The 22,749-nt window shown below is 72.2% G+C and carries 15 protein-coding genes and 4 pseudogenes; 8 read left to right on the top strand and 11 right to left on the bottom strand.

Annotated features, from left to right (window positions below; all coding sequences use genetic code 11):
- Positions 1-58: 58 nt before the first annotated feature.
- Together ACIQVT_RS25600 and ACIQVT_RS25605 are read left to right on the top strand one after the other, a co-directional pair.
- Positions 59-955, top strand: coding sequence for a helix-turn-helix transcriptional regulator (locus tag ACIQVT_RS25600; protein WP_403758445.1), 897 nt, complete (start codon positions 59-61; stop codon positions 953-955).
- 4 nt (positions 956-959) lie between these two features.
- Positions 960-1,661: pseudogene (locus tag ACIQVT_RS25605) on the top strand (PhzF family phenazine biosynthesis protein).
- A 108-nt stretch (positions 1,662-1,769) separates the two neighbouring features.
- Here ACIQVT_RS25605 and ACIQVT_RS25610 read toward each other — a convergent pair.
- Together ACIQVT_RS25610 and ACIQVT_RS25615 are read right to left on the bottom strand one after the other, a co-directional pair.
- Positions 1,770-2,699 carry a M48 family metalloprotease gene (locus ACIQVT_RS25610; protein WP_403758448.1) on the bottom strand — a complete coding sequence of 310 codons (930 nt, stop codon included), beginning with the start codon at positions 2,697-2,699 and terminating at the stop codon, positions 1,770-1,772.
- Positions 2,696-3,067, bottom strand: a complete 372-nt coding sequence (locus tag ACIQVT_RS25615; protein WP_403758451.1) for a BlaI/MecI/CopY family transcriptional regulator — start codon at positions 3,065-3,067, stop codon at positions 2,696-2,698. Before ACIQVT_RS25615 ends, ACIQVT_RS25610 begins: the two co-directional genes overlap by 4 nt.
- Positions 3,068-3,291: 224 nt before the next feature.
- Here ACIQVT_RS25615 and ACIQVT_RS25620 point away from each other — a divergent pair, with 224 nt between their 5' ends.
- The 4 genes from ACIQVT_RS25620 (at position 3,292) to ACIQVT_RS25635 (ending at position 6,431) form a co-directional block, all read left to right on the top strand.
- Positions 3,292-3,897, top strand: a complete 606-nt coding sequence (locus ACIQVT_RS25620; protein ID WP_403758454.1) for a phosphatase PAP2 family protein — start codon at positions 3,292-3,294, stop codon at positions 3,895-3,897.
- Complete coding sequence (locus ACIQVT_RS25625; RefSeq protein ID WP_403758457.1) at positions 3,894-4,565, top strand: phosphatase PAP2 family protein; 672 nt, start codon at positions 3,894-3,896, stop codon at positions 4,563-4,565. Before ACIQVT_RS25620 ends, ACIQVT_RS25625 begins: the two co-directional genes overlap by 4 nt.
- Before the next feature lie 162 nt (positions 4,566-4,727).
- Positions 4,728-5,117: an STAS domain-containing protein gene (locus ACIQVT_RS25630; RefSeq protein WP_403758461.1), complete on the top strand. Its 390-nt coding sequence runs from the start codon at positions 4,728-4,730 to the stop codon at positions 5,115-5,117.
- Between the two features lie 420 nt (positions 5,118-5,537).
- Entirely contained in the window at positions 5,538-6,431 is an 894-nt protein-coding gene (locus ACIQVT_RS25635) for a glycoside hydrolase family 19 protein (protein ID WP_403758463.1), read from the top strand.
- A gap of 70 nt (positions 6,432-6,501) precedes the next feature.
- Here the strand turns inward: ACIQVT_RS25635 and ACIQVT_RS25640 are convergent, their stop codons facing one another.
- On the bottom strand, positions 6,502-6,912 hold the full coding sequence (locus tag ACIQVT_RS25640) for a peptidase inhibitor family I36 protein (RefSeq protein WP_403758466.1): 411 nt from the start codon (positions 6,910-6,912) through the stop codon (positions 6,502-6,504).
- A 242-nt stretch (positions 6,913-7,154) separates the two neighbouring features.
- The gene (locus ACIQVT_RS25645; protein ID WP_403758472.1) at positions 7,155-8,801 is read right to left on the bottom strand and encodes a glycoside hydrolase family 27 protein; all 1,647 of its coding nucleotides are present in this window, start codon (positions 8,799-8,801) and stop codon (positions 7,155-7,157) included.
- Positions 8,802-9,044: 243 nt separating this feature from the next.
- Between ACIQVT_RS25645 and ACIQVT_RS25650 the strand changes: the two are divergent.
- Positions 9,045-9,194, top strand: a pseudogene (locus tag ACIQVT_RS25650) (hypothetical protein); the annotation flags it as partial.
- Between the two features lie 165 nt (positions 9,195-9,359).
- Positions 9,360-9,638, top strand: coding sequence for a GlsB/YeaQ/YmgE family stress response membrane protein (locus ACIQVT_RS25655; protein WP_403758475.1), 279 nt, complete (start codon positions 9,360-9,362; stop codon positions 9,636-9,638).
- Positions 9,639-9,749: 111 nt separating this feature from the next.
- On the opposite strand, the gene ACIQVT_RS25660 is transcribed toward ACIQVT_RS25655, so the two are convergent.
- The 7 genes and pseudogenes from ACIQVT_RS25660 to ACIQVT_RS25690 form a co-directional block, all read right to left on the bottom strand.
- Positions 9,750-10,796, bottom strand: a complete 1,047-nt coding sequence (locus ACIQVT_RS25660) for a LacI family DNA-binding transcriptional regulator (protein ID WP_403758478.1) — start codon at positions 10,794-10,796, stop codon at positions 9,750-9,752.
- Position 10,797: 1 nt separating this feature from the next.
- Entirely contained in the window at positions 10,798-12,462 is a 1,665-nt protein-coding gene (locus ACIQVT_RS25665; RefSeq protein ID WP_403758481.1) for a glycoside hydrolase family 13 protein, read from the bottom strand.
- 89 nt (positions 12,463-12,551) lie between these two features.
- Positions 12,552-13,469 carry a sugar ABC transporter permease gene (locus ACIQVT_RS25670; protein ID WP_403758484.1) on the bottom strand — a complete coding sequence of 306 codons (918 nt, stop codon included), beginning with the start codon at positions 13,467-13,469 and terminating at the stop codon, positions 12,552-12,554.
- Between the two features lie 13 nt (positions 13,470-13,482).
- Entirely contained in the window at positions 13,483-14,481 is a 999-nt protein-coding gene (locus ACIQVT_RS25675; protein WP_403758487.1) for a carbohydrate ABC transporter permease, read from the bottom strand.
- A gap of 128 nt (positions 14,482-14,609) precedes the next feature.
- Entirely contained in the window at positions 14,610-15,902 is a 1,293-nt protein-coding gene (locus ACIQVT_RS25680) for an extracellular solute-binding protein (RefSeq protein WP_403758490.1), read from the bottom strand.
- A 482-nt stretch (positions 15,903-16,384) separates the two neighbouring features.
- Positions 16,385-19,456, bottom strand: a pseudogene (locus ACIQVT_RS25685) (alpha-amylase family glycosyl hydrolase); the annotation flags it as partial.
- Between the two features lie 124 nt (positions 19,457-19,580).
- A pseudogene (locus ACIQVT_RS25690) lies at positions 19,581-22,673 on the bottom strand (alpha-amylase family glycosyl hydrolase); the annotation flags it as partial.
- Positions 22,674-22,749: the final 76 nt, after the last annotated feature.

Consider the following 22,749-nt stretch of genomic DNA (forward strand, 5'->3'; position numbering starts at 1 on the left):
TCGAGGGGTGTACCGGCAGTACATCCCTGCGGTCGCCCGCTCGACGTACCGTCGAGGAGTGGACAACCGTGAAGAGGTCCGCGAGTTCCTCACCTCGCGGCGCGCGAAGATCACCCCGGAACGGGCCGGACTGCCCTCCGGCAGCCGACGGCGCGTGCCCGGCCTGCGCCGCAGCGAGGTGGCGGCCCTCGCCGACATGAGCGTCGAGTACTACGCCAAGCTCGAACGCGGCAACCTCGCCGGCGTGTCCCCGGCCGTCCTGGAAGCCGTCGCCCGGGCCCTCCAGCTCGACGACGCCGAACGCGCCCACCTGCTGAACCTGGCGCGTGCCGCGGACGGCTCCGACGCCCTCACCCGTCGCGCCAGGCGCCGCACCGCCCAGCAGTGGACACCCCGGCGCAGCCTGCAATGGACCCTGGACGCCATCACGGCGGGACCCGCCTTCGTCCGCAACGGCCGCATGGACCTCCTCGCCGCCAACCAGCTCGCCCGCGCCTTCTACGCCGACGTCTACGCCTCCCCGGGCAACCAGGCGAACCTCGCCCGGTTCAACTTCCTCGACCCCTCCGCACGCGGCTTCTACCCGGACTGGGACACCTTCGCCGACGTCGCGGTGGCGATCCTGCGCACCGAAGCCGGCCGCAACCCCCATGACAAGGAACTGCACGACCTCGTCGGCGAGCTGTGCACCCGCAGCGACGAGTTCCGCACCCGCTGGGGCGCCCATGACGTCCGCCACCACGGCACCGGTACCAAACGCTTCCACCACCGGGTCGTCGGCGACCTCACCCTCGCCTTCGAGGGCCTGGAGATGGCCGCCGAACCCGGCCTGACCCTCACCGTCTACACCGCGGAACCCGGCTCCCCGTCCGCGGAGGCGCTGGCCCTGCTCGCTTCCTGGGCGGCCACCCACGAGAGGGACCTGGCATCCGACACCGTGCCGCTGCTTGAATGACCGGATGACCCCTGACGTGACGTTCCTCCGCGTCTTCTGCGACCCACACGGCGACCACGGCAACGTCCTCGGTGTCGTACGCGACGGCCCCGCGTTCCCCGACCCGGGGTCCCGGCAGGCGCTGGCCCGGCGGCTGGGACTCAGTGAGACCGTGTTCGTCGACGACGAGCAACGCGGCGTCGTCGACATCTACACGCCGGGGGCCCGACTGCCCTTCGCCGGGTACCCCCTCGTGGGCGTGGCCTGGCTCCTCGGCCTGGACCTGCTCGAACTCCCCGTGGGTGACGTGCCCGTGCGCCGCGCCGACGGCCTCACGTTCATCGGCGCGCGGGCGGAGTGGATCCCGCCGCGCACCCTGCGGCGGTACGGCGGTCGCCACGAGGTGGAGTCGCTCGCCGTGCCGGAGCCGGGAGAGTAGGTGTACGCCTGGGCCTGGGAGGACGAGGCCGTCGGCCGGATCCGGGCCCGGGCGTTCCCCGGCCGCGGCGACGGCATCGACGAGGACGAGGCCACCGGCGCGGCGGCGCTCCTGCTCGCCGCTCGGCTGGGGCGGGCCGTGACGATCATCCAGGGCCGGGGTTCACGGCTCATGGCCGCTCCCGGGCCGGACGGGACGACCGAGGTGGGCGGGCGGGTGTGCGTCGCGGACCGGCCGACGCGCCACGGCGGAGCCGGTCGCCAGGACGGAGCCCCGCACCGCCGGTGAGTGCCGGCCGGGACCGGGGGACCGCCCGACGCGCGCACCGGTCCCCCGGGCGTCCCGGGAGGACACCGCGCGCTCGGCGGCGAGCCGTGCGGCGGGCACCTGACCGGGTCAGGGGCTCTCCTCGCCCTGGGCGACCTCCACCTCGTGATGGACGGTGAGCACCCCGGCGGCCGCTGCGGTGACGGAGAGCCCCGCGCAGGCGGCCAGGAGCAGGGCGATCCAGCGGGTGGCACGCGGGCGGGAGCCGGCGGGTGCGAGGAGGGCGGCGACGCGGCGCGGGACGGGTCCGGTGGTCGCACCGGGCACGAAGACCGGGCGCGGAGCGTGGGAGTCGTGGCCGGCGAGAGCGGCGCGGGCGATGGCCCGGGCGGTCAGGCGCCGGTCGCCGACAGCGGTGGCCGCTGCCTCGTCGGCGGCCCGTTCCGCGGCGAACCGGACGGTGGCGCGGGCCGCGCGCAGGGCGGGGTGGCAGTGGGCAGCGAGTTCCGCGGCGGCCAGGAAGTAGTGGTGGCCACCGGCGTTGTGGGCGCGCTCGTGGGCGAAGAGGGCTTCCCGCTCGGCCGCGTCGAGGCTGCGGAGCATCGCGGTGGTGACGACGATGCGGTGCGGCCGCCCCGGCAGGGCGTAGGCGTCCGGATGGGGTGAGTCGACGACCGACAGGTCACCCGCGGCGGGACGCCGGCCGGCCTCGGTGCGGGCGGCGCGGAAGGCGCCGGCCTGTCGTACCGCCGAGCGGCCGAGGGTCAGGACGCCGACGGTGAGTCCACCGGCCGCCGCCGCGGCGGCGGGGACGAGGACGCCGTCGGAGAAGGTCCGCAAGGGGTGGACGAGTTCACCGAGCGAGGCGAAGGCCGGGATCTTCAGCAGGGCGGTGAGGACGACGACGCCGAGCGCCGTCACGCACGCGGCCGCCAGTGCGAGGCAGGAGGCGGTGAGCACCCACAGGGCGGTGACGGGACGGAGCCGGTCGAGGGCGTGCCGCGCGAGGGGCGGCGCCGCCAGGGGTGCCAGGAGGGGGACCAGCAGCAGGACGGTCATGTCTGGTCGGCCTCCAGCAGCCGGCGCAGCACCTGCTCGTCGTCCGGGCTGAGCTGGGCGACGAAGCGGGCCAGCACGGTCTCGCGGTCGGTGTCCCGGTCGAGTTCGCCGTGCATGCGCCGGGCGGTGAGTCCCGCCGCGTCGTGGACGGGGTAGTAGGCGTAGCCGCGGCCCTGCTGCATACGGTCGACGGCGCCCTTCTCGTGCAGGCGGGACAGGATGGTCGTCACGGTCGTACGGGCCAGGTCGGCCGCCAGTTCCCGCTGCACGCTGCTCGGTGTGAGCGGGGTACCGGCGGCCCAGAGTGCGGCCATGACGGCGGCCTCCAGCTCGCCGGCCGGCCGTCGCTCGTCGTTGGTGTCGCTCATGGGAACGATCCTCACCCCATCGTCGTCTACAGTTCAGTAGACCGTCTACAGGATTGTAGTCACCGGTCGGATGCCGTATCGCCGTCGCCGTACCGCCTACCGCCGGTTCCGCGTCGCCAGCACGAAGGGTCCACGACGATGACCACACCCCTCCCCCTATGGTCGCAGCTCGCCTCCGGCGCGCTCGACGCACGTCCGCTGCCGGCCGCGAAGGCGGCGCGCGGATGACGCTCGCGCTGGGCGGCTCGTCGATCGACGGCTCCGCCTACACCGGCGTGGTGCGGCTCGCCCACCGCTCCCCCGGCTGGCTGGACGGCCTGGTGGCGGCCTGGTCGGCGTACGGCCTCGGGCTGTTCGCCGTGCTCATGATTGTGGGTTGGTGGCGGGCCAGGCGTGTCGACGCCGCCACGGCGGTGCGGGCGCTGGCGGTCCCGGTGGTCGTGGTCCTCGCGTACGGCGTGGACGCCGCGCTGAAGCTGGCGGTGCGCGAGGACCGGCCCTGCCGGCACCTCCGCGTCGCCACGCTGGAGGCGTGTCCGGCACCGGGTGACTGGTCGTTCCCCAGCAACCACGCGGCCATCGCGTTCGCCGCCGCGGTGGCGCTGTTCCTCGTCTCCCGTCGGCTCGGCGCGGTCGCGGCCGTCGCCGCCTGCGCGATGGCGGCGTCCCGGGTCTGGGTCGGGGTCCACTACCCGCACGACGTGGTGGCCGGCGCGGCCGTCGGCGCACTGGTCGCGCTGCTCGCCGCGGCGGTACTGCGGCGCCCCTCGGACGCCCTGGTCGGGCAGGTCACGGCCGGCCGCCTGCGCGCGCTGCTGGTGGCGTCGTGAGCCGGGTCGAGGTGGCCGACCTGGCGGTGAGCGTCGCCCTCGGGGCCCTGGCGGGGCTCTGTGTGCTGACCCTGTGCGTGCTCGGCGACGGGGGCCCGCTGTTCACCGACGCGGGACTGCACGCCTGGTCCGTGACCCACCGCCCCGGCGTGGTCCTGCTGCCGGCCCGCTGCCTCACGGCCACCGGGACGGGCCCGGTCCCGTACGCGCTCGCCGCGCTGGCCGGCGTGGTCGCCGCTCGTACCGTGCGTCTCCGGCTGGCGGCCGCCGGCCTCGCCGTCCTGTGCCTGGCCTCGGGACAGGCCGTGCGGTACGGCGTGATGACGGTGGTCGCCCGGGCCCGCCCGCCCCGGGCGGACTGGGGAACGCACGCCTCGGGCTGGTCCTTCCCCTCCGGGCACGCGACCACGGCGACCCTCACCGCCGGGCTGCTCGTCCTCGCGATATGCCTGCGCGAGCCACGCGGGCGGACCCTGTTGGCCACCGCCACGGGCTGCTGGGGGGCGCTGACGGGGCTGAGTCGCGTCTTTCTCGGAGTGCACTGGTTCACGGACGTGGTCGGTGGCTGGCTGCTGGGCCTCGCCTGGCTGGCCCTGTGGGTGTGCGGCCTCGCCCGCTGGCTGCCCGACCGGCTCCCCGGGCGTCTCGTCTCCCCTACGGGCGGCTAGGGTTCACCGCGTACGCCGGGCCCGCCGACGGGCGCAAGTCGCGGGCTCCGCGCGTGCGGGCACACCCCCGTACCCGAAGACCCCCGGGTGGAAAGCCGGGTCGTGGGTAGGTGTGTCAGCGGAACAAAGAGATCGAATCGGTCGAGACGGGAGCGCGTCGGCATGATCACGGTGCGGATGCAGCATGAGGACACCACGGTGGCTCAGCTGCCGCAGGAGATCGACTACGACAACGCGTCGTTGGTCGGTGCGCAGTGCGAGGACCTGATCAGACGCGGCTGCCGGACCCTGATCCTGGACGCCTCCGGCGTCGAGTACCTCGACTCGTCGGCCATCAGCATGCTCATCCTGCTGCTGCGCCTCCTCGACGAGCGGGCGGGCACGCTGCGCCTGGCGGCCCTCAGCGAGCACTACCAGCAGACCCTGCGCCTCCTGGGCCTGGACGCGCTGTTCACCGTGTACCCCACCGTGGACGCCGCCCGCCGTCCCGCGATCACCGAGGCCGCCGAGACCGCCGAGACCGCCGAGGTGCGGGAGTTCCGCTCCGCCTGACGGTACGTCGGCGCACGCGGCCGACGTGCCGCACGGCGCCGGCCCCGCCGGGGCGGAAGGTACCCGCAGGCCGCCCCGCACCACACCCCGGAGCCGCGCCCCTCACCACCGGCCGGACCGGATTCCCGCGCGACGCAGGGTACTTGGGCGCATCCGTCACACGCGGCGCCGCGCCGGCCGGGTGACCGGCCGCACACGCCCCCCACGGCCCACCGCATCCCGTACCGGCGCGATCGATTTTCTCCGCCAACGTTGTCAGCAGTATTGGTCTATACCTTGACCGGTACACACCAAGTCGTTGAGTATGGCTCCCACACCCCCCGCCCAAGGCGCCCGGACGGCATCGCCGTCCCCTGGGACAGCGTACGCAAGGCACTGCCTCGCCCCCGGTGCAGCCTGGCCCGGCAAAGGAGTTGCTCAATGTCGAAGCGCCGCCTGTCCGCACTCATGGCCGCGATCGTGATCGGAGCCACCGCACCGGCGCTTCTGCCGGCCACCGGGGCCTCCGCCGCGTCCTGCTCCAGCTACCCGAGCTGGACGGCCGGCAAGGCCTACGTCACCGGCGACATCGTCCGCTACACCGACGGCAAGACGTACATCGCCGAACACGACAACCCGGGTTACGACCCCACCATCAGCACCTGGTACTGGGACCCGTACGCCTGCGACGGCGGCGGCCCGACCAACCCCTCCGGCAGCTTCGTCGTGAGCGAGGCGCAGTTCAACCAGATGTTCCCCAACCGGAACTCCTTCTACACCTACAGCGGTCTCAAGGCGGCGCTCAGCGCCTACCCCGGCTTCGCGAACACCGGCAGCGACACCGTCAAGAAGCAGGAGGCCGCGGCCTTCCTCGCCAACGTCAGTCACGAGACCGGCGGCCTGGTCTACGTGGTGGAGCAGAACACCGCCAACTACCCGCACTACTGCGACTGGAGCCAGCCGTACGGCTGTCCGGCCGGCCAGTCCGCCTACTACGGACGCGGGCCCATCCAGCTCAGCTGGAACTTCAACTACAAGGCCGCGGGCGACGCGCTCGGCATCGACCTGCTCCACAACCCGAACCTGGTGCAGACCGACGCCTCGGTCGCCTGGAAGACGGGGCTCTGGTACTGGAACACCCAGACCGGACCGGGCTCGATGACTCCGCACAACGCGATGGTCAACGGTGCCGGATTCGGCCAGACCATCCGCAGCATCAACGGCTCCCTGGAGTGCGACGGCAAGAACCCCGCGCAGGTGCAGAGCCGTGTGGACGCCTACCAGCGGTTCGTGCAGATCCTGGGCACCTCCGCGGGCGCCAACCTCTACTGCTGACGCGCGGCCCGCGCCCCGGGCGGACCCGGTGGTCCGCCCGGGGCGCAAGGCCGCGTGCGCGCCCGGCGGCCTACTGCTTCTTGAAGGAGCGGATCTGGTAGCTGCCCTGGAGGTTGCCCCCCTTGCCGGCGGGCGTCGAGCCCACGCGCGCGTGGTAGTTGGTCTGCGTGTAGTACTGGACGCGGTGGCCGGTCCCGTTCCACACGGACAGCACCTTCCTGCCGTTGCGGATGAAGGAACACTGGTCGGCGGTGTTCGCGACCTTCGAGGCCGTCCACTGGCAGCGGCTGCCGCCGCCGCTCCAGCCGCTGTAGATGCAGAAGTGCCCCGGGTCGCACCGGTAGGCCGCCGCGACGGCGCCGCCCCCGGGAGCGGCCGAGGGTGAGGCGGCGGCGGACGTGGTGGCGGACGCGGCGGGGGCGGTGACGAGGGCCGCCGCGAAGGCGACCGAGGCGACGGCGAGCGAAGTGACATGGCGCATGGAGTCGTCTCCTTTCCACGGTTTCCGTCGTCCCGGTCCCCGGAACGACGGTTGCCAGTGTCATGGGCCACCGAGGGCGGTCACCAGAGCGTGCGCGCAGGCGCGCGAGGCACCGCCCGCGGCCCCTGTCGCCTCCCCTCCCCCACACGAGCCGGGGCCTCCGGCGGAGTCGCGGTGTCACACCCGCACCCGACACGCCCCCGGCCCGCGCTCCGGCCAACGCCGACGTGTGCGGAAGTGCCTCACGTCCGGGTCCACTTCTGGTCCTCTCGGCCGTCGCAGCCCCGCAGGACCAGCGGGGTTCCGTCGGCGGTGCCGGACCGGTCGGTGCCCAGGCACAGCCCGGCGTGCACGTTGCGGACCGAGCCGTCCGGGCCGAGCGTCCACTTCTGGTTGTCCTGGCCGTTGCACGGCCAGGTGACGACGCGGGTGCCGTCGGTGGTGCCCTGCTCGTAGGCGTCCAGGCACGCGTCGCCGAAGACGCGGATCTCACCGCCGGCCCACGTGGTCCACAGCTGGTTGGCGGCGGTGTGGCAGTCCCAGATCAGTACCGTGGTCCCGGCGGCGGTGGAGGCGTCGTCCACGTCCGCGCAGCGGCCGGAGGCCTTGCCCCGCAGCCGCGAGGTGGTGGCGGCCAGCGGGCTGCCACCGGTCACCCGGTACACGGCGACTCCGTGCGCGGGCACGCTCGCGGAGATCTGCCCGGAGGTGCTCGACGTGCCGCCGGTCCACAGGTCCGTGAGGGTGAGGGACCCGCCGGACAGTCCGACCTGAGCGGGCGTGGTGGCGATCGTCGCGGTGCTCGCCCCCCGGTTGAACAGGCCCACGGCGACCGAGCCGTCGGAGAGGGGTTTGGCGAAGACCTCCGTGGCGCCGTCGTCCCGTACCCGGCGTCCGCCGGCGCCCAGCGGGTCCTGGTCCACCGCCAGCAGCCGCGGGGCGCGCAGGACGGCACTGATGTCGGCGGACATGGTGCGGATGTCGTTGCCGGCCATGAGCGGGGCCCCCAGCAGCGCCCACAGGGCGAAGTGGGTACGTGATTCGGCCGTGGTCAGGCCGGGGCGGCCGACGACCAGCATGTCGGGGTCGTTCCAGTGCCCGGGGCCCGTCTGCGCCGCCAGGGGCGCGGTGACGTCGAGGACGTTGCCGACACCCATCGGGTAGCTGTTGGTGTTGCCGTTCTGCCAGATGTCGAGCAGGTCCTCGGTCGTCCGCCACAGGTCGGCGACCTGGCCCCAGTCGTAGGTGGCGCCGGTGATGGCGTGCAGGCTGTTGGGGTTGATGCTGTAGACGATCGGCCGGCCGGTGGCGCGCAGGGCGTCGCGCATGACCGTGAACCGCGCGACCTGCTCGTCACGGGTGCCGCCGGAGGAACACCAGTCGTACTTGAGGTAGTCGACGCCCCACGAGGCGAACGTGGCGGCGTCCTGGGCCTCGTGGCCGCCGCTGCCCGTGGATCCCGGGTAGGTGCCGACGGCCTGCGCGCAGGTGCGTTCGCCGGGTGCCTCGTAGATGCCGAACTTCAGGCCCTTGCCGTGGAGGTAGTCACCGAGTGCCTTCATGCCGCTCGGGAACCGGGACGGACTGGCCCGCAGGGCGCCCGCCGCGTCCCGCTGCGGGTCGAACCAGCAGTCGTCGACGACCACGTAGCGGTAGCCGGCGTCCCGCATGCCCGAGGACACCATCGCGTCGGCGGCCCCGCGCACCTGGGCCTCGGTGACCCCGCACCCGAAGCTGTTCCAGCTGTTCCAGCCCAGCGGCGGCGTCTGCGCCGGGCTGCCGGGCGCGGCCGACGCGGTGGTCCCGGCCGAGGCCGTGACGGACCCGGCGACCGTCAACGCCACGACGGCCAGGAGGTGCAGAAGTCGTCTGCCCGAGCGTCTGGGCACCTGGGGTTCCTTTCCCGGAGGGGGGCGCCGTGGAGCGGCCCCGGGAGCGGGCGTCCGCCACCCGCGGGTCCGCCACGGCGAATGATTCGTTCGCCATTCCGAACACCGTCCGGCCGGCGAGCCCTACGGATGTTCGGCGACAAGGGCGGGCGTGTCAACGCCCGCGACGGAGCCAAGTCGCTTTCCAGGCAGTCGACTTGGCGCCGACGTCGACAGGTACGCGCTGTTCGAGGCGAGCAACGGATGATCCGCGCCGGTCACGACCAGACGCTGACCATCCCCGCCTGCCGGCTCCAGCACCTGTACCAGGGCAAGGACCCCAACGCGAGCGGTGACTACGACGGCCTGCCGTGGCGGCTCGGCCTGCTCACCCAGACCAACTCCACCTGCTGAACCGACCCGCCGCCGCACGACCGCCCCGTCACGCCGACGGACCGTGCGCTCCGCCCCCTCACCCCGGGCGCCGCTGGACCGCAACACAACGGAGACGTTTGTACGGGCGCAGACGGTGCACACGAGAGCTAACACAGCTTTTACACGATGAGACGGAGACGGACCATGGGCATACTCGCGTGGATCATCATCGGCCTGCTCGCCGGTGCCATCGCCAAGGCCATCATGCCGGGCAAGGACCCGGGCGGCATCATCATCACCATGCTCATCGGCGTGGCCGGCGGTCTCCTCGGCGGTTGGCTCGGCAAGGTGATCTTCGGCGTCGACTCCGTCGACGGTTTCTTCGAACTGTCCACCTGGATCGCCGCGATCGTCGGCTCGCTCATCCTGCTCGCCCTGTACCGGGTGATCACCGGCAACCGGCACTCGCACCGTCACGCGTGACCCGCTGACGGCGAACGCGTCCGTCCGGGACGCCCCTCGACGGCTCCCCCCTGAGGTGCAGGGGGGAGCCGTCGCCGTGTCCGGTCCGCCCGCTGCGGCCTGCCGTCCCCGTCAGGCCCTCGGCGACGACGCCGTGGAGCCGCGCACCACCAGTTCCGGCATGAACACGAACTCGCTGTGCGGCGCCGGGGTCCCGCCGATCTCCTCCAGCAGCGTGCGCACCGCGGCCTGCCCCATCGTCGGCACCGGTTTGCGGACCGTGGTCAGGGGCGGGTCGGTGAAGGCGATGAGCGGCGAGTCGTCGAAGCCGACGACGGAGAAGTCCCGCGGCACCTCCAGACCGCGTTGCCGCGCCGCCCGTACCGCACCGAGCGCCATCATGTCGCTCGCGCAGACCACCGCCGTGCAGCCGCGCTCCAGGAGGGCCGCCGCGGCCGCCTGCCCGCCCTCCAGGGTGTAGAGGGAGTGCTGGATCAACTGCGCCTCGACGACCTCGGCGGACAGGTGCAGCTGGTCCTGCATGGCTCGGACGAACCCCTCGGTCTTGCGCTGCACCGGGACGAACCGCCGGGGGCCGACGGCGAGGCCGATGCGGGTGTGTCCGAGCGACACCAGGTGGGCGACGGCCAGGGTCGTCGCCGCGCGGTCGTCGGGCGAGATGAACGGGGCCTGCACCTTGGGCGAGAAGCCGTCCACGAGCACGAACGGGACCCCGTGGGCGCGCAGCCGCCCGTAGCGCTCCATCTCGGCGGTGGTGTCGGCGTGCAGCCCGGAGACGTAGATGATGCCCGCCACCGCCCGGTCCACCAGCATCTCGGTCAGCTCGTCCTCCGTGGACCCGCCCGGGGTCTGCGTGGCGAGCACCGGGGTGTAGCCCTGCCGGGTCAGCGCCTGCCCGATGACCTGGGCGAGCGCGGGGAAGATCGGGTTGTCCAGCTCCGGGGTGATCAGGCCGACCAGGCCCTCGCTGCGCTGCCGTAACCGCAGCGGACGCTCGTAGCCCAGCACGTCCAGGGCGGCCAGCACGGACTGGCGGGTGCCGGAGGCGACGCTCGGCTTCCCGTTGAGGACACGGCTCACGGTCGCCTCGCTCACCCCCGCCTGCGCGGCGATGTCGGCGAGCCGGATGGTGACGGGGACGGACTGTACCGGTCGCATGTCAGGCCGCCCACCAGACCGCGCAGTCCGCGGGCAGCACCGTCACGTCGCCGGCCGGCGCGACGTCGGCGCTGGAGAGCAGCAGCGCGCCGGGGGTGGGCAGCGTGACGGGGGCGGCGGTGAGGTTGACCGTGCAGACGAAGGAGCCGTCCTCGTGCTCGCGGCGGAAGGCGAGCACGCCGTCGGGGCCGTCCAGCCAGGTGATGTCCTGGCCCGCGCCGAGGGCGGGGTGTTCGCGGCGGACGGCGAGCGCGCTGCGGTAGAACTCCAGGGTGGAGGTGGGGTCGCCCTCCTGCGCCTCGACGGTGAGGTGCTTCCAGTCCGCCGGCTGCGGCAGCCAGCTCGGGCCGCCCTCGGTGGGGCCGAAGCCGAACGGCGGCAGCTCGCCGGACCACGGCAGGGGCACCCGGCAGCCGTCACGGGTGCCGTCCTGGCCGGCACCGCGGAAGTACGCGGGGTCCTGGCGCACCTCGTCCGGCAGGTCGACCACCTCGGGCAGGCCCAGTTCCTCGCCCTGGTAGAGGTAGGCCGAGCCCGGCAGCGCCAGCATCAGCAGCGTCGCCGACCGTGCCCGGCGCAGCCCGCGGGCCGTGTCCTGGCCGCCGAGGCGCGTGGAATGCCGTACGACGTCGTGGTTGGACAGCACCCAGGTCGCGGGCGCGGCCACGGCTTTCATGGCGTCCAGCGAGCGGTCGATGACGTCACGCAGCTCGGGCGCGTGCCAACCGGTGCCGAGAAAGGCGAAGTTGAACGCCTGATGCAGCTCGTCCGGACGGAGGTAGCGGGCACTGCGCTCCACGGTGGGCGTCCAGGCCTCGGCGACGGCGATGCGCTCGCCCGGGTACTCGTCGAGGATGCGCCGCCAGCTGCGGTAGATCTCGTGCACACCGTCCTGGTCGAAGTACGGCACGGCCTCGGTGCCGAGCAGCCTGACCTGTCCGTCGTGGCCGACGTCCGGCAGGCCGGCGGCCTTGACCAGACCGTGCGCCACGTCGACGCGGAAACCGTCCACGCCCAGATCCAGCCAGAACCGCAGGATGGAGCGGAACTCGTCGTGGACGGCGGGGTGGTCCCAGTTGAAGTCGGGCTGCTCGGGGGCGAAGAGGTGCAGGTACCACTCGCCCGGGGAGCCGTCCGGCTCGGTCACGCGGGTCCAGGCCGGGCCGCCGAAGATGGACTCCCAGTCGTTGGGCGGGAGTTCGCCGCCGGCACCCTTGCCCGGGCGGAAGTGGAAGCGCTCCCGGAGCGGGGAGCCCGGTCCCTCGCGCAGCGCCTGCCTGAACCACTCGTGCCGGTCGGAGCAGTGGTTGGGCACCAGGTCGACGATCACCCGCAGGCCCAGTGCGTGGGCCTCCTGCACCAGGTCGTCCGCGTCGGTGAGCGTACCGAACATGGGGTCCACGGCCCGGTGGTCGGCGACGTCGTAGCCCCCGTCCGCCTGCGGTGAGGCGTAGAACGGCGAGAGCCACACGGCGTCGACACCGAGTTTCCTCAGGTAGGGCAGGCGGGCGCGGATGCCGGGCAGGTCGCCGATCCCGTCGCCGTCGCTGTCGGCGAAACTGCGCGGGTACACCTGGTAGATGACCGCGTCGCGCCACCACTGGCGGTGGCCGTAGGAGGTGTCGGGGGCGTCGCTGGGGACTGTGTCGGTGGCGTGCTGGGTCATGGGATTCCTCGGGGGACGCGGGGGGGGGAGGGCGGGGGCGCTCGCGGGACCGGACGCGGGTCCACGGGGGCCGGCCGGTGCGCCGCCGTTCAGGACTTGGTGCCGCCGGCCGTCAGTCCGGAGACGAGGCTGCGCTGCACCAGGATGAAGACGAGGGCGGCCGGGATGGTGATGATGATCGCGGTGGCCGAGGTCCACGCCCAGTCGGGCCGCTGGTCCTGGGCGAAGGTGCGGATGCCGACGGCGAGCGTGTAGTGGTCGGACTGCATGAACTGGGTCGCGTAGGCGACCTCGCCCCAGGCGGTGAGGAAGCTGTAGAACGCGGTCACCGCGAGGCCCGGCCTGGCCAGCGGCACGATCAGCCGCCAGAACGTGCCCAGGGGGGTGAGGCCGTCGACCCGGCCCGCCTCGTCGATCTCCTTGGGGATGGTGTCGAAGTAGCCCTTCATCATCCAGGCGCAGAAGGGGACCGCGGTGGTCGCGTAGGCCAGGATGAGTCCGAGGTAGTTGTCCAGCAGGTGCAGTTCGGACATGAGCAGGTACAGCGGCACGATCAGCACGATGCTGGGGAACATCTGGGTGACCAGGAAGGTCCACATCAGCTGCCGGCTGCCCGGGAAGCGCATCCGGGACACGGCGTAGCCGGCGGTCGCGGCCAGGAAGACGCCGAGCAGTGTGGTGCCCGCCGCCACGACGACGGTGTTCACGAACCACTGCTTCAGGTCCGAATGGGCGAGCACGTCGGTGTAGTTGTGCAGGCTGAGGTTGCTCAGCACCTCGCCCGGCTGCTGCCAGGCGTTCTTCGGGCCCAGGGAGATGAACAGGATCCACACCACGGGGAAGGCCGCGATCACGGTGGTGAGGAGCAGTGTGCCGTGCAGGGCGACGGAGGCGCCGGGGCCGCGCTCCTCCCGGCCGCGGACCCTGCGGAAGGGCGCGGGGGCCGGGGCGGGGACGGGCGCCGTGCCGCCGGGCACGGCCGCGGTCGGCTGCGTTGCTGCGGTCATGACGATGGCTCCTTTACGCCTGCTCGGACTTCAGGGTGCTGCGGCGGTAGAAGGTCGAGAAGGCCAGCAGGAGAGCGAGGATGATGATGCCGTAGGTCGCCGCTCCCGCGTAGTCCGAGACCCCGTTGAACGCCTTGCGGAAGGCGAAGGTGACGAGGATGTCGGTGTCACCGGTCGTGTTGTTGCCCAGCAGCAGGTAGATGACGTTGAACATGTTGAACGTCCAGATGCAGCCCAGCAGGACCACGGTGTTCGACACCGGCCGCAGTCCGGGCAGCGTGACGTTGACGAAGCGCTGCCAGGGTGAGGCGCCGTCCATCTCGGCCGCCTCGTACAGCTCCCTGGGGATGGACTGGAGTCCGCCGAGCAGGGCGACCATGTTGAAGGGGATGCCGATCCAGACGTTGACCATGATGACGGCGATCTTCTGGGACAGCGGGGTGCCCAGCCAGTTCTGCGCCGGCAGGCCGACGGCCTGGATGATCTCGTTGAAGACGCCGTACTGCGAGTTGAGCATGAGCCGCCAGGCGAACACCCCGATGAACGACGGGACGGCCCACGGCAGGATGAGCATCGCGCGGTAGAAGCCGCGCAGCCGCATCTTGCGGTTGAGCAGTACCGCGAGCGCCATGCCGAGGCCGACCTGCGCCACGACGCAGGACACCGTCCACACGACCGTCCACCACAGGCGCGGGTAGAAGTCGCCGTCCGCGCCCGACAGGATGTGCCAGTAGTTGTGGAGCCCGACGAAGTCGTAGGTGGCCGGGCGGTGGAAGGCGCCGATGGTGGTGGCGACGTTCGACTCGTTGGCGTCGGTCAGCGACTGGTAGAAGCCGTACCCCAGCGGATACAGCACCAGCAGGGTGATGACGACGGCGACCGGGGCCACCATCGCCCAGGCGTACCAGTACTTGTCCCACGAACGCCTGAGGGCCCTGCGTCGTGCGCCGCGTGGGGTCGCGCGGCCGCGTGCTGTCTCGTCGGTCTTACCGGTGCCCGTTGCGGTCGTCATACTCATCGGCTCTTTCGCGGACGGAGTCGGGTGGTTCCGCAGCCCCGGGGCGCCCCGGTCGGGGCGGCAGCGGGGAAAACGGTCCCCGGGGCTGCGTGTCCTGTGGTTACCGGTGGGGCCGGTGCGGGTCAGCCGATGGAATAGCCGGGCAGGAGGTCCTTGAACTTGTCGGCGGTGGCGTCGAGACCGCCCTTGACCGACACGTCGCCCTGGAGGATCTTCACGTAGTTCTGCGCGAGCGGGGTGAAGAGCGAACCGACCTGCGGCAGGGCCACGCGCGCCCGGGCCGTGTGCTCGACGATCGGCTGGAATCCGGCGATCTTGGGGTCGGCGGTGATCTCACCGGTGTACGCCGATTTGCGGGTCGGCAGGGTGCCGGTGCCCTTGGCGATGGCGATCTGGCTCTGCGTGGACGTCATGAACCGCGTGAACAGGTAGCTGGCGTCCAGGTTCCGGGAACCCTGGTAGACCGTGAGGTTGTGACCGCCGGTCGGGGCCTGCGCCCTGCCGCCGGCGCCGGCCGGGACGGGGGCGAAGCCGAGGTTGCCCTCGTCGCCCTTGAAGGCCGTGCCGGACAGGTCGTCGCCGACCGACCAGGGGCCCTGCACCAGCATGGCGACCTTGCCGTTCTTGAAGGCGGCCTGCATGTTCTGGTAGGCGTTGGCGAAGTCCACCTTCATCGACGCCTCGTCGTTGATCTTCTTCGCGACGGTGAGCGCCTTGACGGCGGCCGCGTCGTTGACGGTGATCTTCTTGGCGGACGGATCCGCCAGGTCCGCGCCGTTGCTGTAGAGCAGCGGGAGCAGGAAGTAGGAGTCGGGGTTCAGGTAGGTGCCGTAGGCCCCGGTCCGCCGCTTGACGGTCTTGGCGTCGGCGATGAACTCGTCCCAGGTGGCCGGCGGCCGGGCGATGCCGGCCTTCTTCAGCAGCTTCTTGTTGTACAGCAGGCCGAGGGTGTCCGTGACCGACGGGACCCCGTACGTCTTGCCCTTGTACTTGGTGGTGTTGAGGGGCACGGACTGGAAGTCGGCGGTGTCCTTCAGCGCCCGGGTGCCGTCGAGCGGGGCGATGTAGCCGAGCGAGGCGTACTCCGCCATCAGGCCCACGTCGGTGCGTACGACGTCGGGGGCGCCCTTGCCGCTCTTGGCGGCCGACTTGAACTTCTGCTCGACGTCGGTGAAGGGCACGTTCTGGTAGTCGACCTTGATCTTCGGGTACGTGGCCTCGAACTTGCCGATCAGCGCCTTGTACGTCGGGGCTTCGGTCGCCGCGTCGGAGGTGTCCCAGTACGTGATCGTCCCGGAGATGTCCTTCGGGTCCTTCGATCCGCCCGACGACGCCTCGTCGTCCGAGCCGCCACAGGCAGAGGCGGTGAGCGCGACCACGGTGACTGCGGCGGCGATCGATATGCCACGTCGCATGTGAACTCCTTGAAGTGGGGGCCCGGAATCATCCCTAGAGGGGGCCGGGGTGCCGTCTGTCCCAATCGACGGCCGCCGGGCGCGAGTTGAACATAACAAGGTTGCAATCCCTTGCGAAAGACGTTGCAGGAAGATTCCCGCCCGATCTCGTGAGCGTGACAACCTCGTTACCTGTGCGTGCAGTTGCTCGACACATGGCCACAACATGCCCGTGTGGCTGCGCACTTGTGTCAGCAGGTAAGTCGGGAGGCGAACCGGGCCCCGCGCCGCCGGGCCGGCCCGCACCCCCGGGGACGGGCGCCCCGGGTGGCGAACGGTCCCCGAACAGGGCCGTCGGTCCGGGCTTCACGGAGCCCGTCGGGCCGATCGATGCAGATTCTTGCTGGAGATTTCACGTCACTTGCAGCGCGACGGCCGGCGGGCACCCCTGGAAGAGGGGCGTCCGCCGGCCGCGGTCGCGCTGCGGGGAGGTGTCAGGACCCGCGGACCCCGGTGGCCGCCGACAGCGCGCCGTTCGCGGCCCGTTGCGTCGCGATCACCTGCCCGGTCCGTGCGGCCGGGATCCGGTCCCGGTCCCGGGGGTCGATGGTGAACGCCGGGTCCCCGGCCAGCTCGGGGTGCGCCGCCTTCTGCGCGTCGGTCAGCGTGGCCGGGATCAGGCGGAGCCACTGGCCCTCGTCGGAGAGCCGCCCGTCCTCGACGGTGATGCCGCCGTGCGGGGCGTAGACGAGTTGCTGGCTGGTGGAGTCGGTGGCCTTCACCTTCCACACGACCGTGTCCGTGTCGATCCACCGGGCCTTGGCCGTGCCGAGGTCCAGGTCGGGGGCGCCACCCACCGTCGGCAGCAGGTAGTCGTCGTCGCCGCCGATCAGCCACACCTCCTTGCCGTAGGTGCCGAAGTCCAGCGACCGGTCGGCCGCGGCGTCCTTCTGGTCGCCCCGATGGACGATGTAGCTGAGCGAGGTCGCGCCGTCGGCGAGCGGCACCTCGAAGGTCAGGCCGAACGCGTCCCTGCCGACCGGTGTGAGCGGAGTCGTCCAGTCGGTGGGGTTCTTCGCCCCGGTCCAGGTGTGCAGGCCCCAGCCGTCGTAGTCGCCGTCGGACCGGTGGTAGTGGATCACGGCCTTGACCGGGTCGGGGGTCGGACGGGCGCCGTCCGGTGCCGTCTCCGACTCGCCGTCGTCGCCCTGCCGGATCCAGACCTCGCCCGTCCTGGCCAGATCGACGGTGCGCCGCGGGCCGTCCGTGGCGCCGTCCTTGGTGACCGTGTACGTCAGGTCCCCGGCGCCGTCCTGCGGCCTGACCCAGGCGAAGGCACCGTAGGCGTCACGTCCGGTGAACTCCGCGGAACCGGCGGAGGAGTCCAACTTCCAGCCGGTGTAGTCGCCGTCCGGGCGCAGGTAGTGCACCACGGCGTAATCGCGGTGGACGGCGCTCGGCGGCCGCGGGGTGGCCGGCCGGCCGGCGGTGGTCGTGGCGGTGTCACCGGCGGTGCGGCCCGCCAGGTCGACGACCACGGCCTTGTAGCGCAGCGCGGTGCCCTCCCTCAGGGTGTCGGGCAGGTCCTGGACGACCTTGTAGGGGGCGTGGTCGGCGGTGCCCAGCGTGTGCCACGGGCCGTCGCCGGCCTGGGCGGCGAAGACCACCCGGTTCAGGCCGCCGCCGCTCACGTCGGCGGAGACGTCGACCTCCCCGGTCGCGCCGGCCGCCGGGGCGCGCAGCGTGAGGGAGGGCCGGGTCGCGGGGGCGCCGAGTCGCTTCGTCGCCTTCCAGACCACGGCGGACAGCGGCGGCACGGTGACGGTCACCCGGGTGTCGCTGCCGCTGGTCGCCGTGGCACCGGTGCCGTACAGGCCCCGGTAGGTCAGTCCGGCCGAAGCTGTGGGGATCCGCACGGTGCTCGCCGCGGAGCCGTTGTTGAAGGCGACGAGGTAGTCGCGTCCCCGTGCGACATCGGTGCGGGAGAAGGCGTACACGGAGCCCTGGGCGTAGCGCTCGGTCTGCACGCCGTCGCGCAGGGCCGGGTTGCGCCTGATCAGCCTGGACAGCGCGGCTATCGCCCGGTACAGCGGGTGGGAGGGGTCGTAGGCGTCGGAGGCGGCCGTGCGGTCGGTGCCGATCTCGTCGTCGTCGAGGTAGTCCGGCACCTTCGAGGCGAACATCGTCTGACGGGCGTCCTTGTCACCGCCGGCGCCTGTGAAACCCTGTTCGTCGCCCGAGTAGACGACCGGGTTGCCGCGGGAGAGGAACATCAGCTCGTCGGCGAGGCGGTCGCGCCGCAGGAGTTGGGCGTCGTCCGCGCCCGGGTTGTCCTTCAGCAGGAACCCGCCGATGCGGCCCATGTCGTGGTTGCCGAGGAAGGTGACCTGTTCGTAGGCGTTCGCCTTGTCGGTGGTGTAGCGGTAGTCCTGCGCGAAGACGTCGGCGAGCCGGTCGGCGGCCCTGCCCTGGGAGGCGTACTGGCGGATCGCGTCCTGGAGGGGGAAGTCGAGCGTCGCGTCGAGGCGGCCCTGGCGTACGTACGGCGAGGTGACGGCCGGGTCGGAGGACAGGGTCTCACCGAAGACGAAGAAGTTCTTCCGGCCCCGCTGCGCGGCGTACGCGTCGAGGGCGGTCGCCCATTGCGTCCAGAAGGCCATGTCGACGTTGCGGACGGTGTCGACGCGGAAGCCGTCGACGCGGAAGTCCCTGACCCACTTCTCGTAGATCCGCTCCATGCCGTGCACGACCTCGGGACGCTCGGTCCACAGGTCGTCCAGGCCGGTGTGGTCGCCGTAGAGGCCGCTCTCGCCGACGAAGGTGGAGTCGCCGCGGTTGTGGTACATCGTCGGGTCGTTCAGCCAGGCGGGGACCTTGGCGTTCCGTTCGGCGGGGGCGATCCGCGGGGTGTACGGCAGGCCGCGCGCGTCGACCTCGTGCATGCCCTTGCCGTCGTCGAAGGGGCGGCCCCGGGTGTCGAGGTAGGGGTACGCGCCCTTGCCGCGGTAGCCGAACGTCTTCTCGGCGTAGGTGATGGTGTCGGCGGTGTGGTTGGTGATGACGTCGAAGAAGACCTTCATGCCCTTGGCGTGGGCCTTGCGGATGAGTTCCGCGAGGTCGGCGTCGGTGCCGAAGTGGGGGTCGACGTGGGTGAAGTCGGTGATCCAGTAGCCGTGGTAGCCGGCGCTCTCGCCGTTGCCCTGCACCGCCTTGTTCTTGAAGATCGGGGCGAGCCAGATCGCGGTGGTGCCGAGCCCCTTGACGTAGTCCAGCCGGCGAATCAGTCCCTTCAGGTCGCCGCCCTGGTAGAAGCCCTTGTCGGTGGGGTCGTAACCGGTGACCGTGCGGTCGCCGGACAGCCCCCCGCGGTCGTTGGCGGCGGAGCCGTCGGCGAACCGGTCCGGGAGGAGGAAGTAGAACTGCTCGCGGGTCAGGTCGTGCCGGCTCGCCACCGCGGCCAGCCGGGCGTTTGACGGCGGGGCGGGGGTCCGCTCCGTGGCGGCGGCCGGCGGGGCGGCGTGCAGGGCGGTGGCGAGGAGTACGGCGGTGACGGCCACGGTGGCGGAGCGTCGGATGGTGCCCGCGAGGCCGTGGCGGCGGCCCGCCGGTCGTCCGCCCGGGTTGCCGCGGGCGGTGGGTGATGCGGTCACGTTGCGGCTCGTTCCTTTCGTTCGGTGGTGGGGGTCAGCCGGGAGGCGCCTGCACGGTGGTGGCGCCGAGCAGGGCCCCGTCCTCGCCCCGTTGAGTGGCGATCACCTGGCGGCTCGCGCGGGCCCGGGCGATCCGGTCGCGGTCCCGCGGGTCGACGGTGAAGACCTGGTGACCGGAGAACCCCGGGTGGGCGGCGAGTTGGGCGTCGGTGAGCCGCGTGGGCACCAGCCGCAGCCAGTACCCCTCGTCGGAGAGGGCGCCGTCCTTCAGGGTGATGCCGCCGTCCGGCGCGTACACCAGCTGCTGGCCCGCGACCCCGGCGCCGGTCCCCCGCCACACGACGGTGGTGTCGTCCAGCCAGGTCGCCGCCGAGGTGCCGAGGTCCAGGGGGAAGGCGCCGCCGAGGGTGGGGGTGAGGTAGGCGGGTTCCCCGGCGACGCGCCACACCTCGTGCCCGTAGAGGGAGAAGTCCAGGGTCTCGTCGGTGGCGACGTCCTTCTCCTCCTTCTTGTGGAGGAGGTAGCTGAGCGAGTCCGCGTGTCCCGTCAGCGGGACCTCGAAGACCAGGCCGAAGGAGTCCCGGCCCACCGGCCGGATCGGGTCGTTCCACTCCGGCGGGTGGGCGGCCCCCGTCCAGGCGTGCAGGCCCCAGCCGTCGTAGTCGCCGTCGGGACGGTGGTAATGGATGACCGCCTTCGTCGGGTCCTGCGCCGGGTAGGCGTCCGCGGGCCTGGTTCCGGTCACCGTGGCGCTGTCCCGCTCGGTCCACACCTCGGGCGCGGCGGTGAGGTCCAGGGTGCGCCCGGGTCCGTCGGCGACGCCGTCGCGCTCGACGGTGAAGGGGATCCGGGTGGCGCCCTCGGGCGGGGCGAGCCAGGCGAAGGCCCCGTAGGCGTCCCGGCCGGTGAAGGCGGCCGTCCGGCCGTCGGCGGTCCGCAGCCGAAGACCCGCGTAGTCGCCGTCGGAACGCCGGTAGTGCACCACGGCCCAGTGGCGTGCCGCCGTCGGTCTCGGCGCCGCCGGTGCTTGGCCGGCGGTCGTCGAGGCGAGCGCGCCGGCGGTCCGGCCGGCGCTGTCGACGACGACCGCCTTGTACCGCAGCGGCGTCCCGGCGGGGACGCCGGCGGGAATGTCCTGGGTGACCTTGTACGGGGCGTGGTCGGCGGTGCCGAGGGTGTGCCAGGGGCCGTCGCCGATCTGGGCGGCGAAGACGACGCGGCGATATCCGCCGCCGGTGGCGTCGGCGGAGATCTCCACGGTTCCGGTGGCGCCCGCGTCGGGGGCGGTGAGGCCGAGGGCGGGGCGGAAGGCCGGCGGCCGCGGCGGCCGGCCCGCCTCGTAGACGACGGACGACAGGGCCGGGACGGTCACGGTGGCCGTTCCGACGGTGTCGCTGCGGACGGTGCCCGTCGCGCCGTACAGCGCGCGGTACGGGGTGTCCGCCGAACCGGTCGGCAGGGTGACGGTGCGGTCCTCGGTGGCGTTGTTGAAGGCGACGAGGTAGTCGCGTCCCCGTGCGACGTCGGTGCGGGAGAAGGCGTACACGGAGCCCTGGGCGTGGCGCTCGGTCTGCACGCCGTCGCGCAGGGCCGGGTTGCGCCTGGTCAGCCTGGACAGCGCGGCTATCGCCCGGTACAGCGGGTGGGAGGGGTCGTAGGCGTCGGAGGCGGCCGTGCGGTCGGTGCCGATCTCGTCGTCGTCGAGGTAGTCCGGCACCTTCGAGGCGAACATCGTCTGGCGGCCCTCGACGTCGCCTCCCGAGCCGGTGAAGCCCTGTTCGTCGCCGGAGTAGACGACCGGGTTGCCGCGGGAGAGGAACATCAGCTCGTCGGCGAGGCGGTCACGCCGCAGGAGTTCGGTGTCGTCGGCGCCGGGGTTGTCCTGGGCGAGGAACGTGCCGATGCGGCCCATGTCGTGACTGCCGAGGAAGGTGACCTGGCTGTAGGCGTTCGCCTTGTCGGTGGTGTAGCGGTAGTCCTGCGCGAAGACGTGGGCGAGGTCGTCCGCGGGGCCGCCGCGCGAGGCGAAGTCGCGGGCGGCGGCCTGGAACGGGAAGTCGAGCGTCGCGTCGAGCCGGCCCTTCGTGACGTAGGGGGCGGTGATGGACGGGTCCGCCGAGAACGCCTCGCCGAAGAGGAGGAAGTCGCGGTGTCCGTGCCGCACCGCGTACCGGTGGAGCGCGGTGGCCCACTGGGTCCAGAACGGCATGTCGACGTTCTTGGCCGTGTCGACGCGGAAGCCGTCGACGCCGAAGTCCCGCACCCACTGCTCGTAGATCTTCTCCATGCCGTGCACGACCTCGGGACGCTCGGTCCACAGGTCGTCCATGCCCATGAAGTCGCCGTACAGCGCGCTCTCCCCGGCGAAGGTGGAGTCGCCGCGGTTGTGGTACATGGCCGGGTCGTTCAGCCAGCCGGGCACCTTGCGGTCCCCGGGGTCGGTGGAGACCTCCGGGGTGTACGGGGCGCCGGCCGCGTCCGTGGGGCGCATGCCCTCGCTGTCGTCGAAGGGGCGGCCCTCGGTGTCGAGGTAGGGGTAGGCGCCCTTGCCGCGGTACCCGTACCGTTTCTCGGCGTAGTCGACGGTGTCCGCGGTGTGGTTGGTGATGACGTCGAAGAAGACCTTCATGCCCTTGGCGTGGGCCTTGTCGATCAGCTCCGACAGGTCGGCGTCGGTGCCGAAGTGCGGGTCGACCCGGGTGAAGTCGGTGATGGCGTAACCGTGGTAGTTGGCGGTCGCCCGGCCGTCGCGGACCGTCACGGGCTTGTTCCTGAACACCGGTGCCAGCCAGATCGCGGTGGTGCCGAGGCCCTTGATGTAGTCGAGCCGGTCGATGACGCCCCTGAGGTCGCCGCCCTGGAAGAAGTCCTTGTCGGTGGGGTCGTAGCCGGTGACCGTGCGGTCGCCGGTCAGCCCGCCCCGGTCATCGGCGGCGGAGCCGTTCGCGAACCGGTCGGGCAGCAGGAGGTAGAACTGTTCCCTGCTCGCGGCGGGCCGGGCCGGCTGGTGCGCGAGCCGGGCGTCCGTGGGCGGCGGTGGTGGCCCGTCGGCAGCCTCCACCCGGGGCGCCAGTGGTGGCAGCACCGCGCTGAACAGCGCGACGGCCAGGGCGGTTGCGTGGGGTCTGGGTCTGCCGGCCACGTGACGCGTCTCCTCGGGATCTCGGGTTCGGACGGGACGGGACCCCGTCGTACGGCGGGGAGCGGGACCGCCCGGC

The sequence above is a fragment of the Streptomyces sp. NPDC100445 genome, from assembly GCF_044759735.1.
In the GTDB taxonomy this organism is placed as follows: domain Bacteria; phylum Actinomycetota; class Actinomycetes; order Streptomycetales; family Streptomycetaceae; genus Streptomyces.

Excerpts from the sequence above, each read along its gene's own strand:
- ACIQVT_RS25610 (WP_403758448.1), bottom strand. The coding sequence starts at position 2,699 with ATGACCGTCCTGCTGCTGGTCCCCCTCCTGGCACCCCTGGCGGCGCCG.
- ACIQVT_RS25615 (WP_403758451.1), bottom strand. The coding sequence starts at position 3,067 with ATGAGCGACACCAACGACGAGCGACGGCCGGCCGGCGAGCTGGAGGCC.
- ACIQVT_RS25620 (WP_403758454.1), top strand. The coding sequence starts at position 3,292 with ATGACGCTCGCGCTGGGCGGCTCGTCGATCGACGGCTCCGCCTACACC.
- ACIQVT_RS25630 (WP_403758461.1), top strand. The coding sequence starts at position 4,728 with ATGATCACGGTGCGGATGCAGCATGAGGACACCACGGTGGCTCAGCTG.
- ACIQVT_RS25635 (WP_403758463.1), top strand. The coding sequence starts at position 5,538 with ATGTCGAAGCGCCGCCTGTCCGCACTCATGGCCGCGATCGTGATCGGA.
- ACIQVT_RS25640 (WP_403758466.1), bottom strand. The coding sequence starts at position 6,912 with ATGCGCCATGTCACTTCGCTCGCCGTCGCCTCGGTCGCCTTCGCGGCG.
- ACIQVT_RS25655 (WP_403758475.1), top strand. The coding sequence starts at position 9,360 with ATGGGCATACTCGCGTGGATCATCATCGGCCTGCTCGCCGGTGCCATC.
- ACIQVT_RS25660 (WP_403758478.1), bottom strand. The coding sequence starts at position 10,796 with ATGCGACCGGTACAGTCCGTCCCCGTCACCATCCGGCTCGCCGACATC.
- ACIQVT_RS25665 (WP_403758481.1), bottom strand. The coding sequence starts at position 12,462 with ATGACCCAGCACGCCACCGACACAGTCCCCAGCGACGCCCCCGACACC.
- ACIQVT_RS25670 (WP_403758484.1), bottom strand. The coding sequence starts at position 13,469 with ATGACCGCAGCAACGCAGCCGACCGCGGCCGTGCCCGGCGGCACGGCG.
- ACIQVT_RS25675 (WP_403758487.1), bottom strand. The coding sequence starts at position 14,481 with ATGACGACCGCAACGGGCACCGGTAAGACCGACGAGACAGCACGCGGC.
- ACIQVT_RS25680 (WP_403758490.1), bottom strand. The coding sequence starts at position 15,902 with ATGCGACGTGGCATATCGATCGCCGCCGCAGTCACCGTGGTCGCGCTC.